This is a genomic window from Nocardia sp. 852002-20019_SCH5090214 (genome assembly GCF_001665865.1).
GTDB classification, from domain to species: domain Bacteria; phylum Actinomycetota; class Actinomycetes; order Mycobacteriales; family Mycobacteriaceae; genus Nocardia; species Nocardia nova.
On sequence record NZ_LZMK01000123.1, the window covers coordinates 133,695 to 156,060 of the forward strand.

At 68.6% G+C, this 22,366-nt stretch carries 19 protein-coding genes and 2 pseudogenes; 12 read left to right on the top strand and 9 right to left on the bottom strand.

All coding sequences use genetic code 11. The features are described from left to right. The 8 genes from shc (at position 1) to A5780_RS10845 (ending at position 12,394) form a co-directional block, all read left to right on the top strand. Positions 1-1,968, top strand: a complete 1,968-nt coding sequence (shc, locus tag A5780_RS10810) for a squalene--hopene cyclase (RefSeq protein WP_082857057.1) — start codon at positions 1-3, stop codon at positions 1,966-1,968. A 478-nt stretch (positions 1,969-2,446) separates the two neighbouring features. Next, entirely contained in the window at positions 2,447-3,448 is a 1,002-nt protein-coding gene (gene ispH / locus A5780_RS10815; protein ID WP_219823437.1) for a 4-hydroxy-3-methylbut-2-enyl diphosphate reductase, read from the top strand. Beyond that, entirely contained in the window at positions 3,449-4,450 is a 1,002-nt protein-coding gene (gene hpnH / locus A5780_RS10820; RefSeq protein ID WP_030513098.1) for an adenosyl-hopene transferase HpnH, read from the top strand. Between the two features lie 48 nt (positions 4,451-4,498). Continuing rightward, a complete protein-coding gene (locus A5780_RS10825) occupies positions 4,499-6,292 on the top strand; it encodes a 1-deoxy-D-xylulose-5-phosphate synthase (RefSeq protein ID WP_064908330.1) in 1,794 nt (597 codons plus the stop codon). After that, on the top strand, positions 6,289-7,407 hold the full coding sequence (gene ispG, locus A5780_RS10830) for a flavodoxin-dependent (E)-4-hydroxy-3-methylbut-2-enyl-diphosphate synthase (protein ID WP_064908331.1): 1,119 nt from the start codon (positions 6,289-6,291) through the stop codon (positions 7,405-7,407). The genes A5780_RS10825 and ispG overlap by 4 nt, the downstream gene beginning before the upstream one ends. Before the next feature lie 92 nt (positions 7,408-7,499). Continuing rightward, entirely contained in the window at positions 7,500-9,731 is a 2,232-nt protein-coding gene (efeU, locus tag A5780_RS43060; RefSeq protein ID WP_104363024.1) for an iron uptake transporter permease EfeU, read from the top strand. 36 nt (positions 9,732-9,767) lie between these two features. Beyond that, on the top strand, positions 9,768-11,003 hold the full coding sequence (efeB, locus tag A5780_RS10840) for an iron uptake transporter deferrochelatase/peroxidase subunit (protein ID WP_030513094.1): 1,236 nt from the start codon (positions 9,768-9,770) through the stop codon (positions 11,001-11,003). Positions 11,004-11,062: 59 nt separating this feature from the next. Then, positions 11,063-12,394 (top strand): MFS transporter, encoded by a 1,332-nt coding sequence (locus tag A5780_RS10845; protein WP_064908332.1) that lies wholly within the window; start codon positions 11,063-11,065, stop codon positions 12,392-12,394. Here A5780_RS10845 and rlmN read toward each other — a convergent pair. After that, complete coding sequence (gene rlmN, locus A5780_RS10850; RefSeq protein ID WP_063014965.1) at positions 12,391-13,500, bottom strand: 23S rRNA (adenine(2503)-C(2))-methyltransferase RlmN; 1,110 nt, start codon at positions 13,498-13,500, stop codon at positions 12,391-12,393. The two genes, A5780_RS10845 and rlmN, sit on opposite strands and share 4 nt — an antisense overlap. A gap of 135 nt (positions 13,501-13,635) precedes the next feature. On the opposite strand from rlmN, the gene A5780_RS10855 reads away from it, so the two are divergent. Continuing rightward, positions 13,636-13,983 (top strand): lipopolysaccharide assembly LapA domain-containing protein, encoded by a 348-nt coding sequence (locus A5780_RS10855; RefSeq protein ID WP_063014967.1) that lies wholly within the window; start codon positions 13,636-13,638, stop codon positions 13,981-13,983. An 18-nt stretch (positions 13,984-14,001) separates the two neighbouring features. Here the strand turns inward: A5780_RS10855 and A5780_RS10860 are convergent, their stop codons facing one another. The 3 genes from A5780_RS10860 to pyrH all read right to left on the bottom strand — a co-directional run bounded on the left by A5780_RS10860 (position 14,002) and on the right by pyrH (position 16,348). Continuing rightward, positions 14,002-14,889 (bottom strand): phosphatidate cytidylyltransferase, encoded by an 888-nt coding sequence (locus A5780_RS10860; RefSeq protein WP_064904027.1) that lies wholly within the window; start codon positions 14,887-14,889, stop codon positions 14,002-14,004. Positions 14,890-14,992: 103 nt separating this feature from the next. Further along, positions 14,993-15,550, bottom strand: coding sequence for a ribosome recycling factor (gene frr / locus A5780_RS10865; protein ID WP_064904025.1), 558 nt, complete (start codon positions 15,548-15,550; stop codon positions 14,993-14,995). Between the two features lie 63 nt (positions 15,551-15,613). After that, entirely contained in the window at positions 15,614-16,348 is a 735-nt protein-coding gene (gene pyrH, locus A5780_RS10870) for a UMP kinase (RefSeq protein ID WP_030513088.1), read from the bottom strand. A gap of 57 nt (positions 16,349-16,405) precedes the next feature. Between pyrH and A5780_RS10875 the strand changes: the two genes are divergently transcribed. After that, positions 16,406-16,876, top strand: a complete 471-nt coding sequence (locus tag A5780_RS10875) for a hypothetical protein (protein WP_156769437.1) — start codon at positions 16,406-16,408, stop codon at positions 16,874-16,876. A 60-nt stretch (positions 16,877-16,936) separates the two neighbouring features. Here the strand turns inward: A5780_RS10875 and tsf are convergent, their stop codons facing one another. The 4 genes and pseudogenes from tsf to A5780_RS43065 all read right to left on the bottom strand — a co-directional run. After that, entirely contained in the window at positions 16,937-17,761 is an 825-nt protein-coding gene (gene tsf, locus A5780_RS10880; RefSeq protein ID WP_063014971.1) for a translation elongation factor Ts, read from the bottom strand. A gap of 123 nt (positions 17,762-17,884) precedes the next feature. Next, positions 17,885-18,763, bottom strand: coding sequence for a 30S ribosomal protein S2 (rpsB, locus tag A5780_RS10885; protein ID WP_036503641.1), 879 nt, complete (start codon positions 18,761-18,763; stop codon positions 17,885-17,887). A 270-nt stretch (positions 18,764-19,033) separates the two neighbouring features. Next, complete coding sequence (locus A5780_RS10890) at positions 19,034-19,399, bottom strand: DUF202 domain-containing protein (RefSeq protein ID WP_064908333.1); 366 nt, start codon at positions 19,397-19,399, stop codon at positions 19,034-19,036. Next, positions 19,396-19,716 (bottom strand): annotated as a pseudogene (locus A5780_RS43065) (YidH family protein); the annotation flags it as partial. The pseudogene A5780_RS43065 and the gene A5780_RS10890, both read right to left, overlap by 4 nt. Positions 19,717-20,240: 524 nt before the next feature. Here A5780_RS43065 and A5780_RS39865 point away from each other — a divergent pair. Further along, a pseudogene (locus A5780_RS39865) lies at positions 20,241-20,693 on the top strand (M23 family metallopeptidase); the annotation flags it as partial. Between the two features lie 51 nt (positions 20,694-20,744). Here A5780_RS39865 and A5780_RS39870 read toward each other — a convergent pair. Next, positions 20,745-21,512 (bottom strand): siderophore-interacting protein, encoded by a 768-nt coding sequence (locus tag A5780_RS39870; protein WP_064903935.1) that lies wholly within the window; start codon positions 21,510-21,512, stop codon positions 20,745-20,747. 149 nt (positions 21,513-21,661) lie between these two features. Here A5780_RS39870 and A5780_RS10915 point away from each other — a divergent pair, with 149 nt between their 5' ends. Next, on the top strand, positions 21,662-22,174 hold the full coding sequence (locus A5780_RS10915; protein ID WP_064903933.1) for a DUF1990 family protein: 513 nt from the start codon (positions 21,662-21,664) through the stop codon (positions 22,172-22,174). Positions 22,175-22,366 lie beyond the last annotated feature (192 nt).

Below are 22,366 nucleotides of genomic sequence, written 5' to 3' on the forward strand. Positions count from 1 at the left end.
ATGACAGTCACCCAAACCGGCAATGCGGCAGCGAACCGGCGGGCAGCGGTCGATCCGGCGCACGGCGCCGACGAACTGAGCGCGGTCCGCTCGGCCACCGACGCGGCGGTGCGGCTGCTGCGCTCGTCCCAGCACGAACAGGGCTGGTGGAAGGGCGAATTGGCGACCAACGTGACGATGGACGCCGAAGATCTCCTGCTGCGGGAGTTCCTCGGCATCTCCACCCCGGACGTGACCGAGCCGGCGGCACGCTGGATCCGATCACAGCAGCGGGCCGACGGAACCTGGGCGACCTTCCACGGCGGCCCCGGCGATCTGTCGACCACCGCCGAGGCGTGGGTGGCGTTGCGACTCGCCGGTGACGACCCGGCCGCGCCGCATATGCGCGCCGCGGCCGCATTCGTGCGCGCCGAAGGCGGGATCGAGGCGTCGCGGGTCTTCACCCGAATCTGGTTGGCGCTGTTCGGCTTGTGGTCCTGGGACGATCTGCCGAATCTGCCACCCGAACTCGTGCTGTTCCCGTCCTGGTTCCCGCTCAACATCTACGACTGGGGATGCTGGGCCCGCCAGACCGTGGTGCCGTTGACCGTGGTCGCCACGCTGCGGCCGTGCCGCCCGCTGCCGTTCGGCATCGACGAATTGCGTACCGGCGCGCCCCCGGCCCGCCGCGCGCCGATCACCTCCCTCGCCGGAGTGTTCCAGCGCGTGGACACGGTGCTGCACACCTACGCGCGGCTGCCGTTGAATCCGCTGCGCGATGTGGCGATGCGGCACGCCGCGGAGTGGATTCTGGCCCGCCAGGAGGCCGACGGCGGCTGGGGCGGAATTCAGCCGCCGTGGGTGTATTCGCTGCTGGCACTGCACCTGCTGGGCTATCCGCTCGATCATCCGGCGATGCGGGCTGGCATCGCGGGCCTGGACGGATTCGTCGTCCGCGAACAAACCCCGGACGGTGAGGTACGGCGGCTCGAGGCCTGCCAGTCACCGGTGTGGGATACCGCGCTGGCGACGGCCGCGCTGCTGGACGGCGGGGTGGCGCCCGACGACCCAGCGGTGCTGCGGGCCACCGACTGGCTGCTGGGTGAGCAGATCACCGCCGGCGGCGACTGGCAGGTGCGCCGGCCACATCTGGAACCCGGGGGCTGGGCCTTCGAATTCGCCAACGACGTCTACCCCGACACCGACGACACTGCCGAGATCGTCATTGCGCTGCACCAGGTTTCGCATCCGGATCGCCCGCGGCTGGATGCGGCGATCGAGCGCGCGGTGCGCTGGACGGTCGGCATGCAGTCCGCCGACGGCGGGTGGGGCGCCTTCGACGCCGACAACACCTCGATCCTGCCGACGAAACTGCCGTTCTGCGATTTCGGCGCCGTCACCGATCCGCCTTCGGCCGATGTGACCGCGCACGTGGTGGAGATGCTGGCCGTCCTCGGCCGCGGCGGTGATCGCGCATGCCGCCGCGGTGTGCGCTGGCTGCTCGACCATCAGGAGTCCGACGGTTCCTGGTTCGGACGCTGGGGCGCCAACCACGTCTACGGCACGGGCGCGGCGGTTCCGGCGCTGGTCGCGGCCGGTACGAGTCCGCGGTCGACGGCGATCCGCGCGGCGGTGCGCTGGCTGGAGGCCCATCAGAACGCCGACGGCGGATGGGGTGAGGATCTGCGCTCCTATCGGGACCCGGAATGGGTCGGCCGCGGCGACTCCACCGCCTCGCAGACCGCGTGGGCCCTGCTGGCCCTGCTGGCCGCCGAGGAACACGACTCCCCCGCCGTGCGCCGCGGCATCGACTGGCTGGTGCGCACGCAGCGACCCGACGGCGGCTGGGACGAGGACCTGTTCACCGGCACCGGCTTCCCCGGCGATTTCTACATCAACTACCACCTGTACCGCTTGGTGTTCCCGGTCTGGGCGTTGGGGCGGTACCTGCGGCGGCGAACGGCCACCGCCGAGCGAGACGGGAGCTGACGACATGCCCCGCCCCGGAACCGTCTGTGCCCCGTTGCGTTCGGAGTGGGCGGCACTGCGCGGTGCCGCCACGGCGCCCGTGGTGCACACCGGGCGCGGTCCGCGGCGGCGCTACGACGCCGCGGCGGCGGGACCGGTCGCGGTGGCGGGAGTCGCGGGTGCGCTGACCACGGAGCTGCGCCCCGGTGATCTCGTGGTGGCCAGCGAGATCCGGCGCAACGGCACCGAATTGCCCAGTCCCGCAGCGGTATTGCTGCACGGCGAACTGCTGCGGCTGGGGCTGCCCGCACGGCTCGGACCGGTGTATTCCGCCGAGCACGTGGTCACCGGCCGGGCGCGCGCCGAACTGGCGGAGACCGGTGCGCTCGCGGTCGACACCGAAACCGCGTTCCTCGCCGCCGATGCCCCCGACGGGCAGGCCGTCGCGCTCCGGGCGATCGTCGACACCCCCGACGCGCCGCTGCTGCGCCCCGGCACGATGTGGCGCGGAATACGGGCACTGCGTTCGCTGCGGGCGGCCGCGCCGGCGCTGGACCGATGGTCGTCGGCAACCGGCGAGCGCGAGATCCTGCTCGCCGGGCCGCGCTCGTTCTGCGCCGGGGTCGAGCGGGCGATCGAGATCGTCGAGCAGGCGTTGCTCCGCTTCGGCGCCCCGGTATACGTGCGGCGTCAGATCGTGCACAACAGCCATGTGGTGCGCGAATTGGCCGGGCACGGAGCGGTTTTCGTCGAGGAGCTCGATCATGTGCCCGAAGGCGCGGTGGTCGTGCTCGCCGCGCACGGCGTGACCCCGGACGTCCGCCGCCAGGCCGAACGCCGCCGCCTGCGCGTGGTCGACGGCACCTGTCCCCTGGTGTCGAAGGTGCACGCGGAGGTGCGCACCTTCGCCGCCGCCGACAAGACCGTCTTCCTGATCGGTCACGCCGACCACGAGGAGGTGGTGGGCACCCGCGGCGAGGCGCCCGGCAATGTGATCGTGGTCGCCGATCCGGAAGCGGCCGCCCGGGTGTCGCCACCGGATCCCGATCGGGTCGCCTACGTCACGCAGACCACCCTGGCCGTCGCGGAGGCCGAGGCCACGGCCGATGTTCTGCGGCAACGGTTTCCGGCCTTGAGCGGGCCGCGCAAGGACGACATCTGTTATGCCACCACCAACCGCCAGGAGGCGGTGCGGGCGGTGGCCCGGGAATCGGACCTGGTGCTCGTGCTGGGTTCGCGTAACTCCTCCAATTCGCTGCGGCTGGCCGAGGTCGCCGCGGCCGAGGGTGTGGCGGCACATCTGGTGGAGGACGCCGGCGAGGTCGAATTGGACTGGCTGGCCGGCACCCGCCGCATCGGTGTCACCGCCGGTGCGTCGGCACCGCCGCATCTGGTGGACGACCTGGTCGAGGCCCTGTCCGGGCTCGGCGCCCTCCGGGTCCGCCACACCACCGTGACCGAAGAGAGTGTTCGATTCAACCTGCCTCGGGAGGTGAGCTGAATGGCCATGCCATTCCGTCAATCCGTACGTCTGGGAGCGTATCTCGCAAAACAGAAGCTGTTGCGCCGCGAGAAGTTCCCCATCCTGGTCGAATTGGAGCCGTTGTTCGCCTGCAATCTGAAATGCGCGGGCTGCGGCAAGATTCAGCATCCGCATACGCTGCTCAAACAGCGCATGCCGGTCGAACAGGCCGTCGGCGCGATCGAGGAATGCGGCGCCCCGATGGTCTCGATCGCCGGTGGCGAACCGCTGATGCATCCGCAGATCGACGAGATCGTGCGGCAACTGCTCGACCGTAACAAGATCGTCTTTTTGTGCACGAACGCGGTACTGCTGCCCAAACATCTGCACAAGTTCACCCCGCACCGCAATTTCGCGTGGATGGTGCATCTGGACGGACTGCGCGAACGCCACGACGCCTCGGTCTGCAAGGACGGCGTCTTCGATCAGGCCGTAGCGGCGATCCGCGAGGCCAAGGCCGCCGGATTCCGGGTAATGACGAATACCACCTTCTTCGATCTGGATTCGCCACAGGACGTGATCGACGTCCTGGACTATCTCAACGACGAGCTCGAGATCGACCACATGCAGATCGCGCCCGGTTACGCCTACGAGAAGGCCCCCGATCAGGAGCATTGGCTCGGGGTGAAGCAGACCCATCAGCTGTTCGCCAAGGCCTTCGCCGACGGACGCCGCAAGAAGTGGCGGCTGAATCATTCCCCGCTGTACCTGGATTTCCTGGAGGGCAAGGTCGACTTCGACTGCACCGCCTGGGCGATTCCGTCGTATTCGCTCAAGGGATGGCAGCGGCCGTGCTACCTGCTCGACGACGGCTATGTCGCCACCTATCGGGAATTGATCGACGACACCGACTGGAACGCCTTCGGCCGCGGCAATGATCCACGCTGCTCGAATTGCATGGCGCACTGCGGCTACGAGCCGACCGCGGTGGTCGCGACCCTGGGTTCGCTGAAGGAGACGATCCGCGCCGCCGTCAGCTGAGCCGAATCGACACCGGGTCGAATTCCCACACCGGAAGGTGAGCCACGCATGAAACCCTCGCCGCGCGGGCCGGACCCGCTCGCCGCCCTCACCGGACCCGACGCACTGGCCGCGTTGTCCGACGACGAACTGCCCGCGCTGGCGCAGCGGTTACGCGATCGCCTCGTCGAAACCGTCACCGGAACCGGCGGGCATCTCGGCGCCAGTCTGGGGACGGTGGAGCTGACCATCGCGCTGCATCGCGTCTTCCGTTCGCCCACCGATGTTCTCGTCTTCGACACCGGACATCAGAGTTATGCGCACAAGTTGCTCACCGGGCGATCGCACACCTTCGACACACTGCGGCAGGCGGGTGGGATCGCGGGGTATCCGAACCGCACCGAATCCGCGCACGACTGGGTGGAGAATTCCCACGCCTCGGTCAGCCTGGCGTGGGCCGACGGCATCGCCAAGGCCTTCCAGCTGCGCGGCGAACACGAGCGCCGGGTGGTGGCGGTGATCGGCGACGGCGCGCTGACCGGCGGTGTGGCCTGGGAAGGCTTGAACAATCTGGGCGCGGGCGGGCGCCCGGTCGTGGTGGTGCTCAACGACAACGGGCGCTCCTACGATCCGACCGTCGGCGCGCTGGCCGGGCATCTCACCGGACTGCGCGACGGCGACACCGTCTCCGGAAATCTGTTCGACGCCTTGGGTTTCACCTATCTGGGCCCGGTGGACGGCCACGACATCGGCGCACTGTGCACGGCCCTGCACAAGGCCGCCGAACTGGCCAAACCGGTTGTCGTGCACGCGGTGACGGTGAAAGGCCGCGGCTTCGGCCCGGCCGAGGCGGACGAGGCCGACCGCATGCACGCGTGCGGGGTGATCGATCCGGTCACCGGTGTGCCGCGCAAACAGCCCGCCCCCACCTGGACCGATATCGTCGAATCGGAACTGGCCGCCATCGCCCGCGACCATCCGGAGGTGATCGCCATGACCGCGGCGATGCGCTTGCCCACCGGACTCGGCGAATTCTCCCGCAGCGCACCGGAGCGGGTGTTCGATTCCGGTATCGCCGAACAACACCTGCTGGCCTCCGCCGCGGGCTTGGCGGCAGCCGGTATGCATCCGGTGGTGGCGGTGTACTCGACCTTCCTCAACCGCGCGATCGATCAGGTACTGCTCGATATCGCGCTGCACGAACTGCCGGTCACACTGGCCTTGGACCGCGCCGGCGTCACCGGTCCGGACGGCCCCAGCCATCACGGGATGTGGGATCTGGCGCTGCTCACCTGCGTACCGGGGATGCGGATCGCGTGCCCACGCGATCCCGGCCGGGTCCGCGCACTCCTGCGCGAAGCCGTGGCCACGGCCGGGCCCACCACCGTGCGTTACCCGAAAGCCACTGCCGGAGAGAATATTTCGCCGATGGCACGGATGGACGGGATGGACATTCTGTACCGCGGGCCGCGCAGTCCGCTCGATATTCTGCTGGTGGCGGTCGGTCCGATGGCCGGGCCGTGCCTGCGCGCGGCGGAACTACTGGCCGACAGCGGTTTCGGCGCCACCGTCATCGACCCGCGCTGGGTGTGGCCGATCAATCCGGGGCTACCGGCGATCGCGGCACGGCATCGGCTCACCGTCTGTGTGGAAGACGGTATCGCCGCCGGCGGGGTCGGCTCCCATCTGGTCCACGCGATTTCCCGCGACCCCGACGCCGCCCCTGTTCGCGCGCTCGGCCTGCCCACCGCATTCATCCCCCACGCCTCCCGCGACAGCATCCTGGCCGAGTACGGACTGACCGGCGAGGGCATCGCCGCGGCTTGCGCGGAATGGTTACCCGCGACCGAGAGGATCCGATGACCGCCGTATTCCTGTCCGAGCCCGCGGCTCCGACGCTGCGACCGCGCCGGGAGAGCCGGCGCATCCAGGTCGGCTCGGTGCCGGTGGGCGGCGGCGCACCCATCTCGGTGCAGTCGATGACCACCACCGTCACCGCCGATGTCGAGGCGACGCTGCGCCAGATCGCCGAATTGACCGCTGCCGGTTGCGATCTCGTCCGCGTGGCGGTGCCCACCCAGGACGACTGCGCGGCACTGCCGACGATCGCCCGCCGCTCGGCCATCCCGGTGATCGCCGACATCCACTTCAATCCACGCTACGTCTTCGGCGCCATCGATGCCGGTTGTGCCGGAGTGCGGGTGAATCCGGGTAATATCCGCACCTTCGACGACAAGGTCCGCGAGATCGCCGCCGCGGCGGGTGCGGCGGGGGTGCCGATCCGCATCGGCGTCAACGCAGGTTCCCTCGATCGGCGCATCCTGGACCGGCACGGCGGTCGCGCCACGGCCGCCGCACTGGTCGAATCGGCGCTGTGGGAAGCGAGGCTGTTCGAGGAGCACGGTTTCGCCGAGCTGAAGATCTCGGTGAAACACAACGATCCGCTGACGATGATCCAGGCCTACCGGCTGCTCGCCCAGCGTTGCGACTATCCGCTGCATCTCGGGGTCACCGAGGCGGGTCCGCCGCTGCAGGGCACCGCGAAATCGGCCACCGCGTTCGGGATCCTGCTGTCCGAGGGGATCGGCGACACGATCCGCGTCTCGCTGTCCGCGCCGCCGGTCGAGGAGGTCAAGGTCGGTCACCACATCCTGGCCGGGCTCGGGCTGCGCCCCCGCACCCTCGACATCGTGTCCTGCCCGACCTGCGGCCGCTGCCAGGTCGACGTCTTCGAGCTCACGAAGAAGGTCGAGGCGGCCTTCCGGGATTTCCCGGCGCCGCTGCGCGTCGCGGTGATGGGTTGCATCGTCAACGGTCCGGGCGAGTCGCGGGAAGCCGATATCGGGGTTTCGGCGGGCAATCACAAGGGTCAGATCTTCGTCCGCGGCGAGGTGGTGCGGACGGTACCGGAATCGATGATCGCGGAGGCGCTGCTCGAGGAAGCGCTGGCACTGGTCGAGGAAGCGCCGGAGGGATAGCCTCGGCAAATCCGGACATTACGCGCATACCACCCCATCTACGGTAACGGTTACTCGCTACAGGCATGCAGGATTGGACCTGTGGTATAGGTATGCCTTACCTTTGGACGGTGAGCTGGGCCGAGGCTGTACCGAATCTACTGATCTGCCTGCGGGAGGGCCTCGAGGCGGGCCTCGTGGTGACGATCCTGCTGGCTGCCGTGCGCAAAACATCGACCCCCCAGCGCCCGGTCTCCTCGACCCCGGTCTGGCTCGGCCTGCTCGGCGCGGTATCGGTGGCGGCCAGCTTCGCGGCGGTGCTCACCTATTCGACGAGCGTGCTCTCCAACTCCGGCCAGGAAATCGTCGGCGGCACCCTGAGTGTGATCGCAGTCGCCCTGGTGACGGCCATGGTCTTCTGGATGCGGCGCACCGCCGCGTCGCTGTCGGGCCAGCTTCGCGGTGAGGTCGCCCGCGCCACGGCGATCGGCGCGGGAGCGCTGGCCATCACGGCCTTCATGGCCGTCGGGCGCGAAGGCCTGGAATCGACGCTGTTCGTGTGGACCGCGGTGAAGGCCTCCGGCACCACCGTCGCGCCGCTGATCGGCGCCGCACTCGGGTTCACGGCCGCGGTGGTGCTGTGCTGGCTGCTGTATCGGCAGTCGGTGAAACTCAACCTCGGCGTGTTCTTCAACCGCACCGCGCTCGCGCTGATCGTGATCGCCGCCGGCGTGCTGTCCTACGGTCTCGGCGATCTGCAGGACGCCGGAATTCTGCCCGGCCGCCACTGGGTCGCGTTCGACCTGTCGGCGCATATCGACCCCAACTCCTGGTGGGTCTCGATCATCACCGGCATCACCGAACTGACGCCGCGGATGACCGTGTTGCAGGTCGTGGCGTGGGTGGTCTACCTGGCGGTGGTGATCCCGCTGTTCGTCCGAGCGGGACGCGGGGCGCCCGCGAAGGCCCCGGCGAAGGCGGCGCAGCCGGCGGCCGCGGCGCCCGTGACGGCTACCGCCGCGGCGAGTGGCGGCGGGGGCGCCACACCGGCCACCGGGGCGACCGGCCAGGGTCCGCGAAACACAGCGTCGGCGCCTCCCCCGGCGGCAGCGACAACGTCGGCATCGGCTCCGGCCGACTCCGAGCACACGCCCGACTGGTGGGAGCGGGTCGCCGGACCTCGACCCTTGCTGGTCGGTGCGGTGCTGGTGGTGGTTCCCGCGGTGGCCGCCGGGGTGGCGATCGCGCTGCTGCCGTCGAGCGGCTCGGGTAAGGCGCAGGCGGTGTCGGTCACCGACAGTTCGTGCGCCTCGGAATGGAAGTCCGGGCGGGCCGGGACGCAGACATTCGAGGTGCAGAACAAGACGTCCAAGGCCGGGGAGATCAACCTGGTCAACTCCGGCGGCGCGGTCGTCGGCGAGATCGAGACGATCGGCCCGGCCACGACCGCCAATCTGACGGCGACCTTGAGCAGCGGCAGCTACACCATGCAATGCCTGATGTCCGGCAAACCGGTGACTTCATCGGCGGCAGTGCAGGTCAGCGGTGAGGCGGGCGAGACCCCGCCGGCCGTCAAACGCGTCACCGAGGACGATCTGCGCGGGCCCAACGACGCCTATCAGGCGTATGCCGCCGGCGTGCTGACCCGGCTCTCCGGCGCCGTCACCGCGATCGGCAACGATCTGCGCGGCGGTAATATCGCTGCGGCACAAGCGGATTGGCTGAACGCCCAGCTGGAATGGGAACGGGTCGGCGCCTCCTACAACAGCTTCGGTGACGCCGGCACCGCGGTCTCGGGTCTGCCCGACGGCCTGCCGGGTGGGGTGAACGATCCCGGATTCACCGGTCTGCACCGGCTGGAGTACGGCCTGTGGCACGGCCAGCGGCCGGATCAGCTGCTGCCGGTGGTCGATCGGCTCGGTGGCGATATCACGAACATCCGCAAGAATCTCGGCAGCGACGACCTCGCCGGCGATCCGAAGAAACTCCCGCTGCGCGGGCACGAGATTCTGGAAGACGCCCTGCGCGACCATATTTCGGGCATCGACGACCAAGGCGCGGGCGCCGCGTATCCGATGACGCTCGCCGACATCGACGTGACTCGCGCGGTCCTCGATCAGCTCGGCCCGCTGATCGACCCGCGGGCGCCGCAGCTGCGCGCCACCCTGCGCACCCGTCTCGACGACTTGCAGGCCGCCCTGCTCGCCACCCAGGACCACGGGCACTGGCAGTCGCCCGACCGGACCCCGCCGGCCGCCCGGCAAGCCGTCAACGCGCGCCTCGGCGCCGCCCTCGAGGAACTCGCCAAGGTGCCGCGATTGCTCGAAGTGCCGATCTCCCACTGACATGCCGAACCACCGACCGACCAGTAAGGCTTCACGATGAACGTCAGCCGCCGCCGCTTCCTCTCCGGCGCCGCCGCCGGTGCCGCCGGAACCGCGCTGACCGCGGGCATCCTCGCCGAGGGCGCGCGCAAGGACGCCGACGCCGCCACCGTGGGCACCCCGAAGGCCGAGGCGAGCTACCCCTTCCACGGTGAACACCAGTCCGGCATCCTCACCCCGGGCCCGTCGGCGAAACAGAATGCCGCCTGCTTCGCCGCCTTCGACGTCACCACCACCCACCGCGCGGAACTGGTGGAGGCGATGAAAACCCTCACCGCACGCGCCCGCTTCCTCACCGCCGGCGGCGCCCCGACCGACCTCGGGCTCGGCCAGCCTCCCTCCGACAGCGCGGTGCTCGGGCCGGAGGTCATCGCCGACGGGCTCACCGTCACCACCGGTGTGGGCGCGAGCCTGTTCGACGGCCGCTTCGGGCTGGCCGCGGCCAAACCCGCCAAACTCACGCCGATGCGGACCTTCCCCAACGACACCCCGGATCCGGCCTGGATGCACGGCGACCTGCTGATCCAGCTGTGCGCGCATCACCCCGACACCGTCCATCACGCGCTGCGCGACATCACCCGCCAGACCCGCGGCGCACTGCAGCTGCGCTGGAAGATCGACGGCTACAACTCCCCGCCGCGCCCCTCCGGCACCGGCCGGAACCTGCTGGGCTTCAAGGACGGAACGGCCAACCCCACCGGCGCCGACGCCGAATCGCTCATCTGGACCGACGGCGGCGGCGAACCCGAGTGGACCCGCGGCGGCACCTATCAGGTGGTCCGGCTGATCCGCATGCTCGTCGAATTCTGGGACCGGGTCTCGATCAACGAGCAGGAGAACATGTTCGGACGCCGACGCGACTCCGGCGCCCCGCTCGACGGCAATCAGGAATTCGACACCCCCGACTACGCCGCCGACCCCGAGGGTTCGGTCATCCCCCTGGATTCCCATATCCGGCTGGCCAATCCGCGCACTCCGGAAACCGCCCGTCAGCAGCTGGTCCGCCGTTCCTACAACTACGACCTCGGCGTGGAGCGCAACGGCAACATGGCCTCGGGCCACATCTTCACCTGCTTCCAGCAGGACGTCGCCCGCCAGTTCGAGGCCATCCAGACCCGGCTGATCAACGAACCTCTCACCGACTACGTCCAGCCCTTCGGCGGCGGCTACTTCTTCGCCCTGCCGGGGGTGCGTGACGAGAAGGATTGGTACGCACGGGCTTTGCTGAGCTGAGCGGTGAGCGCGCCCGCGAACCCGATTTGACTGGCCGGCCGCGAATGCGCAGAGTACGGATGATGATCGCCCCTGCCGACGTCGCCACCGCGACCGTACGCAAGGTGACGATTCGGCTGGTGCCGTTTCTGTGCCTGCTGTACTTCGTCAATTACCTGGATCGGGTGAACGTGGGTTTCGCCGGGCCCAGTGGGATGAAGACCGACCTCGGCATGTCGGAGACCGCATTCGGATTCGCCTCGGGCATCTTCTTTCTCGGCTATCTCGTGCTGGAAGTGCCGAGCAATCTGGCGCTGCACCGGTTCGGTGCGCGGCGCTGGATCGCCCGCATCATGCTCACCTGGGGCATCGTCGCCACCGCGATGACGTTCGTGCCCAACGAGACGGTCCTCATCGTGCTGCGCTTTCTGCTGGGCGTGGCGGAGGCCGGATTCTTCCCGGGCATTCTGCTGTATCTGACCTTCTGGTTTCCCCAGCGCTACCGGGCCCGTATCGTCGCCCTGTTCATGACCGCGGTGCCACTGTCGACCGCTCTGGGATCCACACTGTCGAGCCTGCTCATCGAGTACGGGGACAACGTCTTCGGGCTCAGCGGCTGGCGGTTCATGTTCCTCGTGCAGGGCCTGCCGGCCTTGCTGCTGGCGGTGGTGACCTGGTTCTACCTCACCGATCGGCCGGAGCAGGCCCGCTGGTTGTCGGCCGAGGAAAGGAACTGGCTGGCAACCGAACTCACGGCGGAGCAGCGCTCGGTTCAGCGCACCGAACACTGGACGGTGCGCCGATCTCTGACCCATCCGCGCATACTCGGACTGGCCGCGATCTACGCGGGCATCGTCTACGGGCTCTACGCCCTCGGCTTCTTCCTGCCCACCATCGTGGCCGGATTCCAGCAGCAGTACGGGACCCACTACTCGGTGGTGCAGCGTGGCCTGATCACCGCTGTGCCCTATGTGATCGGCGCGGTCGCGATGATGTGGTGGGGCCGCCACGGCGATCGCACCGGCGAACGCCGCCGGCACGTCGCCCTGCCCGCGATCATCGGCGGCCTCGCCATTCCGGTCGCGTTGTACCTGGACAATCCGTTCGCGGCGATGTCCGCGGTCACCGTCTGCGCCGTCGGTGTGCTCGCCGCGCTGCCCACCTTCTGGGCCCTGCCGAGCGCATTCCTGTCCGGAGCCGCCGCGGCCGGCGGGATCGCCCTGATCAATTCGCTCGGCAATGTCAGCGGGTTCGCGGCGCCGTATCTCACCGGCTGGCTGGCCGACCTGACGGGAACCCAGCGCGCGGGGCTGTGGGTGGTGGGGGCATCGATGGTGCTCGCGGGTCTCGGTGTGTTCGCCCTGCGATCCGGAAGCGGCGCTACCGGCTCGACCGACAGCGCACCGAGTTAACCCTCGGCCGCCAATTGCCCGCAGGCCGCGGCGATCTCCTGCCCCCGCGTATCGCGCACCGTGCAGGGCACACCCTGTGCCTCCACTCGCCGCACGAATTCCCGCTCGACGGGTTTCGGCGACGCGTCCCATTTGGAGCCCGGCGTCGGGTTGAGCGGGATGAGGTTGACGTGGACGCGGGAGCCGAGTGCCTTGTGCAGTTTCGAGCCCAGCATGTCGGCGCGCCACGGCTGGTCGTTGATATCGCGGATCAGGGCGTATTCGACCGAGACCCGACGGCCGGTCTTGTCGGCGTAATACCGTGCGGCGTCGAGTACTTCGGCGACCGACCAGCGATTGTTGACCGGCACCAACGTATCTCGCAATTCGTCGTCCGGTGTGTGCAGGGAGACGGCCAGCGTCACCGACAGGCCCTCGTCGGCCAGTTTGCGGATCGCGGGGGCCAGGCCGACGGTCGACACGACCACGTTGCGCTGCGAGATACCCAGGCCGTCCGGGGCGGGCGCGGTGATTCGCCGGACCGCCGCCACCACGCGCTTGTAGTTGGCGAGCGGCTCACCCATCCCCATGAACACGATGTTCGACAGCCGGCCGACACCGCCGGCCACCTCGCCGTCACGCAACGCCGCGGCGGCCGCGCGCACCTGGTCGACGATTTCGGCGGTCGATAGATTGCGATTCAGTCCGCCCTGGCCGGTCGCGCAGAACGGGCAGGCCATACCGCAGCCGGCCTGACTGGAGATACACAGCGTGTTGCGGTCGGGATAGCGCATCAGCACGCTCTCGAGCAGCGTGCCGTCGCCTGCGCGCCACAGGGTCTTGCGGGTGGTTCCCTCGTCGCACACCACTTGCCGCACCTCGCTGAGCAGCGGCGGGAACAGCGCCTCCGCGATCTTCTCCCGCATCGGCTCGGGCAGATCGGTCATCTGCCGCGGGTCGGCCTGCAACCGCGCGTAGTACTGCCGGGCGATCTGATCGGCCCGGAACTTCGGCAGTCCGAGCTCCTCCACCGCCTGCCGCCGCTGGGCCGAATCGAGGTCGGCGAGATGCCGCGGCGGCATTCCACGGCGCGGGGCATCGAAAACGAGCGGCAGGGAGGTAGTCATAACCCTTCCAGTGTCGCATTGCCGGTACCGGCCCGCCGCCTGCGGGCAGGGATAACCCGATCACAGTTACGGCGCGGCCGAACGGGTATTCCGGAGATACGCATATCCGCCATAGCGATCGGGAATGATCGAAATATGACCAGCGACGCAGTACCGAGCCCCGGACCGGATCCGGTCCCGCACACCGATCCCCCGCGCGTCGACACTCCGCCCTCGACCGCACCCGTCCGGCGCAACCGAGCCCTGAAAACCCGCGCGGGCTACACCTGGGTGGCGCTGGTGGCGGCGGCGGTAATCGGGGTGCTGCTGTTGATCTTCATCCTGCAGAACCTCGATCAGGTGCGGATCCACCTGTTCTTCTGGCAGTTCAACCTGCCGCTCGGCGTCACGCTGCTGCTGTCGGTAATCGCCGGAGCGCTGGTGATGGCGCTGGCCGGTGGCTGGCGGATCATGCAGTTGCGGCGCGCGGCGAAGCGGCGCTGAACCCGGAGCGGCGGGATCTCAGAGCAGGGCGGTCAGGACCAGCCAGGAGACGAACGCCGAGGGCAGCATCGAGTCGAGGCGATCCATGATGCCGCCGTGTCCGGGCAGCAGCGTGCCCATGTCCTTGATGCCCAGCTCGCGCTTGATCTGCGATTCGATCAGATCCCCGCAGGTCGCCACGAGCACGACCGCGATGCCCAGCAGCACGCCGATCATCGAATTGGCCTGCAGCAGCAGCGTCACCGTGAGCAGTCCGCCGATGATGCAGAACACCAGCGAGCCGGCGAAACCCTCCCAGGACTTCTTCGGGCTGATGGCCGGCACCATCGGATGGCGGCCGAACAGCACCCCGGCCACGTAACCGCCGACATCGGAGCAGACCACCAGGATCATGAAGGTCAGCACCCGGAGATTGCCGTCGTCCTGTTGCAGCATCAACACCGCGAACGAGGCCAGCAGCGGGATCCAGGACACCACGAATACCGTGATCGCGGTGTCGCGCAGGAAGTTTCGGGGCGTGGCCGACAAGCCGTGGTCGAACAGGCGCCAGACCATGCACACCAGCGCGGTCGCCGCGAACGCACCCGCCACGCCCTGGGGGCCGTAGGGCCAGGCCAGCCAGATCATCGCCTGCCCGCCGACGATCAGCGGCACCCGCGGCACCAGGACATCGGCCTCGCGCAGCCGCTTGGCGACCTCCCAGGTGGCGATCGCCATCGCGACCGCGATGACTCCGATCAGAACCTTCGGAACGAACAGCAGGATCGCGATCAGCGATGCGCCGAGGCCGACACCGACCGCCAGCGCGGCCGGTAAGTTGCGACCGGCGCGTGAGGGCTTACCGCTCGGCTGCGCCGAGGGCGTGTCGGGAGCCGGTGTTGCACCGGCCGGGTCGCTCACCGGCATCGTCTCGCCGGCTGCGGCGTCTTCGGCCACGATTGTCCCGTCGCTCACTTATTCGTCCACTCCGTCCCCGGGCCCGTGCCGCATCGTCGCGCCGGGCCGAGTCTCACACCTCGAGCAGTTCCGATTCCTTGTGCTTGACCAGCTCGTCGATCTGGGCAACGTACTTCTGGGTGGTCTTGTCCAGTTCCTTCTCGGCGCGACCGACCTCGTCCTCACCGGCCTCGCCGTCCTTCTGGATGCGGCTCAGCTCATCCATCGACTTGCGCCGCACATTGCGAATGGCGATCTTGGCGTCCTCACCCTTGGATTTCGCCTGCTTCACCAATTCCCGCCGACGCTCCTCGGTCAGCTGCGGAATCACCACGCGAATGATCGTGCCGTCGTTGGTCGGATTCACGCCCAGATCCGAATTGCGGATCGCGGTCTCGATCGTCTGCAACTGCCCCTGCTCGTAGGGCTTGATGACGACCATGCGCGGTTCGGGCACGGTGATGCTGGCCATCTGGGTGATCGGCGTCGGCGAGCCGTAGTACTCGACCACGACCCGGTTGAACATGCCCGGGTTGGCGCGGCCGGTCCGAATACCTCCGAGGTCGTCCTTCGCCACCGAGACAGCCTTTTCCATCTTCTCCTCGGCGTCGAAGAGCGCTTCATCAATCACGACCGTTTCCTCCACAGCATCGTTTCGGGGCCCGGAATTCGCGAGGACCGATCCCCGCAGGGTTCAGGACCGAACCAGTGTGCCGATTTTCTCACCGGCCACCGCGCGGGCGATATTGCCCTTGATCAACAAATTGAACACCAGCATCGGCATCTGGTTGTCCATACACAAACTGAACGCGGTCGCGTCGGCCACCTTGAGTCCGCGCTCGAGGACTTCCTTGTGGGTGATCTCGGAGAACATGATCGCCTCCGCCTCGACCTTGGGGTCGGCGGTGAAGACGCCGTCGACGGCCTTGGCCATCAGCACCACCTCGGCGCCGATCTCGAGCGCGCGCTGCGCCGCGGTGGTGTCGGTGGAGAAGTACGGCATGCCCATACCGGCCCCGAAGATCACCACGCGGCCCTTCTCGAGGTGCCGCTTCGCCCGCAGGGGCAGATACGGCTCCGCGACCTGTCCCATGGTGATGGCCGTCTGCACCCGGGTGTCGACACCCTGCTTCTGCAGAAAGTCTTGCAGCGCAAGGCTGTTCATCACGGTGCCGAGCATACCCATGTAATCGGAGCGGGCCCGCTCCATGCCGCGCTCCTCGAGTTCGGCGCCGCGGAAGAAGTTACCGCCACCGATGACCACCGCCACCTGCACGCCGGTCGAGACGACCTCGGCGATCTGCTCGGCTACGGTCTGGACCACATCCGGGTCGAGCCCGACCTCGCCGCCGCCGAACATCTCCCCACCCAATTTGAGGAGTACTCGGCGATAGCCCTTGCGGTCGGGCGCCGTATCCGGGTCCGTCATCGGTCTCCTAGTCCTCGGCAGTCGAGCGAGCGCACGCACGGGAAATTACCCTCCCGGGTGCGATTGTTCGCGCGGGACGGTAACACGCTGCGTCCATCCTGCACCACGCGAGGTCGCGCCGGTGAGCCGACCCTCGAATACGCCGCCATTCCCGGATCCCACTACGAAACGTTGTTGTTTCAAATAAGGTGCGGCCGCATGAAGATCACTCGCCGGACGGTTCACTTTCTCTGCGCCGCAGCGTTGCTCGGCGCCGCACCCCTCGCCGTCATCTCTCCCGCCACGGCGGCGGTCGTTCCGCTGACACCGGAGGCCACGGCAGCGCCGGACAACCCCGGTTCTGCGACGCCGACCAGTTTCACCGAACCGATCCCGACCGGCAGCACCGCAGCGGCGTTCGGCAGCGTGGACAACAGCACGCCGATCATCAGCCTGCTCCCCGTCATACCGCTCCTGGCGAACTGGGCTATCACCGGGAGCAGCGACTGCATCATGCCGGGAACGGGCCACTGCGGCACCGGTGGCTGATCGATACCGAAAGGCCCCCGGCGCAACGGAATTGGTCGCGCCGGGGGCCTTTGCGGTGTATCAGGCCTGACCGACCTCGAAGCGAGCGAAGCGGGTGACGGTGACACCGGCCTCGTCCAGCAGCTGCTTGACGGTCTTCTTGCTGTCGGTGACCGACGACTGCTCCAGCAGGACGACGTCCTTGTAGAAGCCGTTCACCCGGCCCTCGACGATCTTCGGCAGCGCGGCCTCCGGCTTGCCCTCTTCCTTGGCGGTCGCCTCGGCGATCTCGCGCTCCTTGGCGACGACCTCGGCCGGGACGTCCTCGCGGGTCAGGTACTTGGCCTTCAGCGCGGCGATCTGCATCGCGGCGGCGCGAGCGACCTCGGCGGCGGCGTCGCCCTCACCCTGGTACTCGACCAGCACGCCGACGGCCGGCGGCAGGTCCGAGGACCGCTTGTGCAGGTAGGTCGCGACCGGGCCCTCGAAGGACACGACGCGACGCAGCTCGAGCTTCTCGCCGATCTTGGCGGCCAGCTCCTGCACCACCTGGTCGGCGGTCTTGCCGTTGACGTCGACGGCCTTGAGCGCCTCCAGATCGGCCGGGCGCACCTTGGCGGCGGCGTCGACGATGTCGCCGGCGGTGTTCTGGAACTCGTCGTTCTTGGCGACGAAGTCGGTCTCGGAGTTGAGCTCGATCATCACGCCGTTCTGCGCGGCGACCAGACCCTCGGCCGTGGCGCGCTCGGCGCGCTTGCCGACATCCTTGGCGCCCTTGATCCGCAGAACCTCGACGGCTTTATCGAAGTCGCCGTCGGTCTCCTCCAGGGCCTTCTTGCAGTCCATCATTCCGGAGCCGGTGAGCTCGCGGAGCCGCTTCACATCCTGGGCGGTGTAGTTCGCCATCGTGGCGAGCCTCCTCGAAGATTTACGAAAGTTGTCAAGTCTCTTAGCACCACCATGCCGACCGCTTCCGAACAGGAAGGGCCGGCAAGGTGAACAGACAATCGCGGTGGGAACCGCGCCGGATCAGAAGTCGGCCGGGGTCTTGGTGGCCGGCTCTTCCTTCAGCTCCGCCTCGGCGGCGGTCTCGGCCGGAGCCTCGGCGGCAGCCTCGCCGCCCTCGGCGGCCGGGGTCGCCTGCGCCAGCAGTTCCTGCTCCCACTCGGCGAGCGGCTCGCCGGCGCCGGCTTCGGGCTTCACATCGCCCGAGGCGCGGGAGGCACGGGCCTGCACGCCCTCGGCGACCGCGGAAGCGACAACCTTGGTGAGCAGCGCGGCCGAGCGGATCGCGTCGTCGTTACCCGGAATCGGGTAGTCGACCAGGTCGGGGTCGCAGTTGGTGTCCAGGATCGCGATGACCGGGATGTTCAGCTTGCGAGCCTCACCGACGGCGATGTGCTCCTTGTTGGTGTCGACGACCCAGATGGCCGAGGGCACCTTGGCCATATCGCGGATACCGCCGAGGGTGCGCTCCAGCTTGTTCTTCTCGCGGGTCAGCATCAAGATTTCCTTCTTGGTGCGGCCCTCGAAACCACCGGTCTGCTCCATCGCCTCGAGTTCCTTCAGGCGCTGCAGCCGCTTGTGCACGGTGGAGAAGTTGGTGAGCATGCCACCCAGCCAGCGCTGGTTGACGTAGGGCATCCCGACGCGAGTCGCCTCGGCCGCGATCGACTCCTGAGCCTGCTTCTTGGTGCCGACGAAGAGAACGGTGCCACCGTGGGCGACGGTCTCCTTGACGAACTCGTAGGCCTTGTCGATGTAGGTCAGCGTCTGCTGCAGGTCGATGATGTAGATGCCGTTGCGGTCGGTGAAGATGAACCGCTTCATCTTCGGGTTCCACCGCCGGGTCTGGTGACCGAAGTGTGCGCCGCTGTCGAGCAGCTGCTTCATGGTTACGACAGCCATAGCCGCGTATCCGCCTTTCCTGTGCCGGTTGACGCAGAAACCGAGGGTCGGTCTCTGCCCTGGCGTCCGTGGCCGCCGGACCTTCCGGAAGAATTTTCGGGAGGACCAGCCGACGGCACCGTGATCGGACGCGCGAAGTCGATCCGCGTACAGCGAACCGCGTGGCCAGTCTACGACCAGCGCAGGTGAGAACATAAACGGGGTGGTCAGCGCCCGGTTTCGCGGGCGGGCTCAGCGGACGCCGCACAACCCGCCGATCCGCAGATCAGCTCACAGTCGCCAACCGGGCATCGGTTCCAGCAACGCCACGACGAGCGCAGCCAGCGCCACCACGCAGATCGCCACGCTCGTCGTCGACATCGCGAACCGTCCGTCGCTCCAGCTTCCCCACGCGTGAGTGTGCAGGGTCCGGCTGCGTACTACGCAGACGGTGGCCACCACCCCCAGCGCACCGATCGCCACCAGCGCGAGCACGAGGGCCGCACGGTCGCCGCTGGTCAAGGCCACGTGCAGGAACAGCAGCGCGTTGGCCATGGCCCCCACGGCGGTGCGCCACCACGACAACGCCGTCCGCTCGGCCTGCAAACCGCGATCGGCCGCCACGGCGGGCGGGCGCTCCGGCGGGATCGAGGTCATGACAGCAGCAGTCCGATGCCGGCCAGCACGGCGATCACGGCGATACCGATCGCCAGAATCGGCACCATCACCGTGTGCGGGAGCGGACGGCCCTCCCGCATCGCCGCCCCCACCATCCGCCAGCGACCGAGGGCGCCGAGTGCGATCACGGCCGCCAGCACGATGCAGCTGATCGCCAGCGCCGATCGGATGTCGTGATGCCCGAACGGCTGCACCAACTCGTGCACCGCGACCCCACCGGCGAGCAGGCCGAGGGCGGTGCGGATCCAGGCCAGGAAGGTGCGTTCACCGGCGAGTGTGAAGCGATAGTCGAGTTCGGGGCCCTCCGTCGCGTCGGACGCAGCCGGTTCGCCGCCGGTGTCCGTGCCCGCGCGGGCGGAGCGGGGCCCGGGGGGCGCCGACGATGCGGCGGCGGGCGCGCCGGGCGGGTTCGAGTCCGCGGTGCGCGGGTCCGGCGGTGTGGCCGGGGCGGAGTCGGGCGTCTCGGCGCTCATGATCCGAACCACCGGCGAACGCGGTCCACGGAGGAGACGGCGGCCGGGCGGCCGCCGGTCATGCACGGGCCGATCACCCGTCTGCCGAACGAAACAACATGCGCCGCGGAGGTTCTCGGGACGGCCGTGACCGATTCGGCGGAATCACGACACACGACCATCGACTGCACCTTCCTCGGGCGAGTCCGGCCGGCTCGAGCGACCACCGCGGCGTCCCACCGGGAACGCGCCCTGTTCACATGCTTGCGAGTTGTCCACACACGCCGAGACCGATCTTTCCATGCCCGTCGGTTGCGGCGAGGGTGGGACGCATGCGCTGGTTGTCGAGATTTCTTCCGGGAGTGGTGATGATGGCCGTGAGCTGCGGCGGTGCGAGCGCGTCCGCCACGCCCCCGGCCGGATTCGGCTGGCCGCTGCAGCCGCGACCGGCGGTCGTGCGCGGCTTCGACAAACCGCCGCACGACTGGCTACCGGGCCACCGCGGAGTGGATCTCGCCGGCGCCGACGGGCAGCCGGTACTCGCCGCCGGTGCCGGAATCGTCGTCTTCGCGGGTGAGGTGGGTGGCAAACCGGTCGTCTCGGTCGACCATCCGGGCGGACTGCGCACGACCTACGAGCCGGTGCGAGCGGGCGTGCCGGTCGGTCGCCGGGTCGAGCGCGGGGCGGTCCTGGGGACGCTGCAATCCGGACATGCCGGTTGTCCCGGCGTCTGTCTGCATTGGGGTCTGCGGCGTGGCCGTGACTATCTCGACCCGCTCGGCCTGGTGCGCCACGCTCCCGTGCGCCTGAAACCGGTGCGACCGCCGGCGCCCTCGGAGGCCCGCCGAGGTCCGGCAGAGGCCCGCGCCGATCTAGCGAACAGCCTCGGCGGCGGATTCCTCTTCGGACAGTTCACGTTTCCACTGCCGGAAGCCCTCCTCGGTGCGCCCGCGTCGCCAGTATCCGGAGATCGAGGCCCAATCGGCCGGCACCCCGCGCTCGGTGCGGACGTAGCGCCGCAGATCGTGCATGACCTTGTCGGCCTCGCCGTGGATGAAGACGTGCACGCGGCCTTCGCGCCAGGGCTCGGCACGGACCGCGGCGGCCAGCGCTTCGCCGGGCGTGCGATCCCCACGATGTACCCACGCGAGTTCGACCGCGGCGGGGCGCGGAAAATCCAATTCGTCCGTGGGACCGGCGATTTCGACGAATACCCGGCCGAGGGCGTCCGACGGCAGGGCGGCACACGCCGCGGCGATGGCGGGCAGAGCCGCCTCGTCACCGGCCAGCAGATGCCAATCCGCCTCCGGCTTGGGGGAATACGCGCCGCCCGGCCCGAAGAGTTCGATGCGGTCGCCCGGTCGAGCCGCGGCCGCCCACGGCCCGGCGACCCCCTCGTCACCGTGGTAGACGAAATCGATCGCGATCTCCTCGGCCTCGGGGTCGACGGCGCTCACGGTGTAGGTGCGCGTCGTCTCACCGTCCGGGCCGGGGAACAGCAGTTTGACGTAGGCGTCGGTGAATCCGTTGGGATGGAAACCGGTGAAACCCGGGCCGCCCAGATACACCCGGATCATGTGGTCGGTCAGGCGTCGCGTGCGCCTGACCTCGAAGGACAGTTTGGTGCGAGTACGAGCCACAGTGCGATACCTCCGATATTAGGGTTACCTAAGGAAGCGTAGCACGACTTATCTCCGATAGCTCGAAGTATATCGTCGATAATGTCGAGAGGACGATCTCGCTTCGATGCGCCATGTCGCGGCACTGCGCTGCGGGTAAGGATGGTGTTATGGCGAATTCCCCGGCCGCCGAGCCGTTCACCTATCCGGAAGTCGGAGCGACCGCCGGAGAATTCCCGCCCGGCTATCACCACTTCCGGCTGCGCCGTCGCATCGGCAGCGGACGGGCGCTGTTCGAATCCGCCGGCGATCAGATCCTGGCCTACCGCATGCAGCGCGGCACCGGCATTTTCGAACACGCCGATACCCCGGCCGCCGAACCGGGAACGGCTCTGACGGTGCGCCTGGGCATTGCCGGTATCGGCATCACGGCGCCCTGCCGGGTGATCTACGTCGTCGATGAGCCGACCCGCCGCGGCTTCGCCTACGGCACCCTGCCGGGCCACCCGGAAATCGGCGAGGAACTCTTCGCGGTGGAATACGACCCCGCCGACGAGGCGGTCTACGGCGTCGTGGCCGCCTTCTCGCGGCCCGCCGCCTGGTACACGAAACTCGGCGGCCCTGTGGTCCGTGCGGTGCAGCACTTCATCGCGGGCCGCTACATCGACGCCATCCGGCCGTAGACGACTTCCGTTGTCGGCCTCGGCGGGCATGCGCGGCGATTGTCGGATCGGCGATAAGGACGTCACATCGGCGTGCGACACCGCAGTATCTTGCATGACAACGTGTTCGGGCCCGGCGGCTCAGCGGAACCCGATGGCTCTGCGGGATCGGCTCGTGGTGGAGATGTTGTACGCCACCGGAATCCGGGTCAG

What these genes read in the sequence shown, in the direction of transcription:
- shc (WP_082857057.1), top strand. Translation starts at nt 1, where the DNA reads ATGACAGTCACCCAAACCGGCAATGCGGCAGCGAACCGGCGGGCAGCG.
- ispH (WP_219823437.1), top strand. Translation starts at nt 2,447, where the DNA reads ATGTGGCGCGGAATACGGGCACTGCGTTCGCTGCGGGCGGCCGCGCCG.
- hpnH (WP_030513098.1), top strand. Translation starts at nt 3,449, where the DNA reads ATGGCCATGCCATTCCGTCAATCCGTACGTCTGGGAGCGTATCTCGCA.
- A5780_RS10825 (WP_064908330.1), top strand. Translation starts at nt 4,499, where the DNA reads ATGAAACCCTCGCCGCGCGGGCCGGACCCGCTCGCCGCCCTCACCGGA.
- ispG (WP_064908331.1), top strand. Translation starts at nt 6,289, where the DNA reads ATGACCGCCGTATTCCTGTCCGAGCCCGCGGCTCCGACGCTGCGACCG.
- efeU (WP_104363024.1), top strand. Translation starts at nt 7,500, where the DNA reads ATGCCTTACCTTTGGACGGTGAGCTGGGCCGAGGCTGTACCGAATCTA.
- efeB (WP_030513094.1), top strand. Translation starts at nt 9,768, where the DNA reads ATGAACGTCAGCCGCCGCCGCTTCCTCTCCGGCGCCGCCGCCGGTGCC.
- A5780_RS10845 (WP_064908332.1), top strand. Translation starts at nt 11,063, where the DNA reads ATGATGATCGCCCCTGCCGACGTCGCCACCGCGACCGTACGCAAGGTG.
- rlmN (WP_063014965.1), bottom strand. Translation starts at nt 13,500, where the DNA reads ATGACTACCTCCCTGCCGCTCGTTTTCGATGCCCCGCGCCGTGGAATG.
- A5780_RS10855 (WP_063014967.1), top strand. Translation starts at nt 13,636, where the DNA reads ATGACCAGCGACGCAGTACCGAGCCCCGGACCGGATCCGGTCCCGCAC.
- A5780_RS10860 (WP_064904027.1), bottom strand. Translation starts at nt 14,889, where the DNA reads ATGCCGGTGAGCGACCCGGCCGGTGCAACACCGGCTCCCGACACGCCC.
- pyrH (WP_030513088.1), bottom strand. Translation starts at nt 16,348, where the DNA reads ATGACGGACCCGGATACGGCGCCCGACCGCAAGGGCTATCGCCGAGTA.
- tsf (WP_063014971.1), bottom strand. Translation starts at nt 17,761, where the DNA reads ATGGCGAACTACACCGCCCAGGATGTGAAGCGGCTCCGCGAGCTCACC.
- rpsB (WP_036503641.1), bottom strand. Translation starts at nt 18,763, where the DNA reads ATGGCTGTCGTAACCATGAAGCAGCTGCTCGACAGCGGCGCACACTTC.
- A5780_RS10890 (WP_064908333.1), bottom strand. Translation starts at nt 19,399, where the DNA reads ATGACCTCGATCCCGCCGGAGCGCCCGCCCGCCGTGGCGGCCGATCGC.
- A5780_RS10915 (WP_064903933.1), top strand. Translation starts at nt 21,662, where the DNA reads ATGGCGAATTCCCCGGCCGCCGAGCCGTTCACCTATCCGGAAGTCGGA.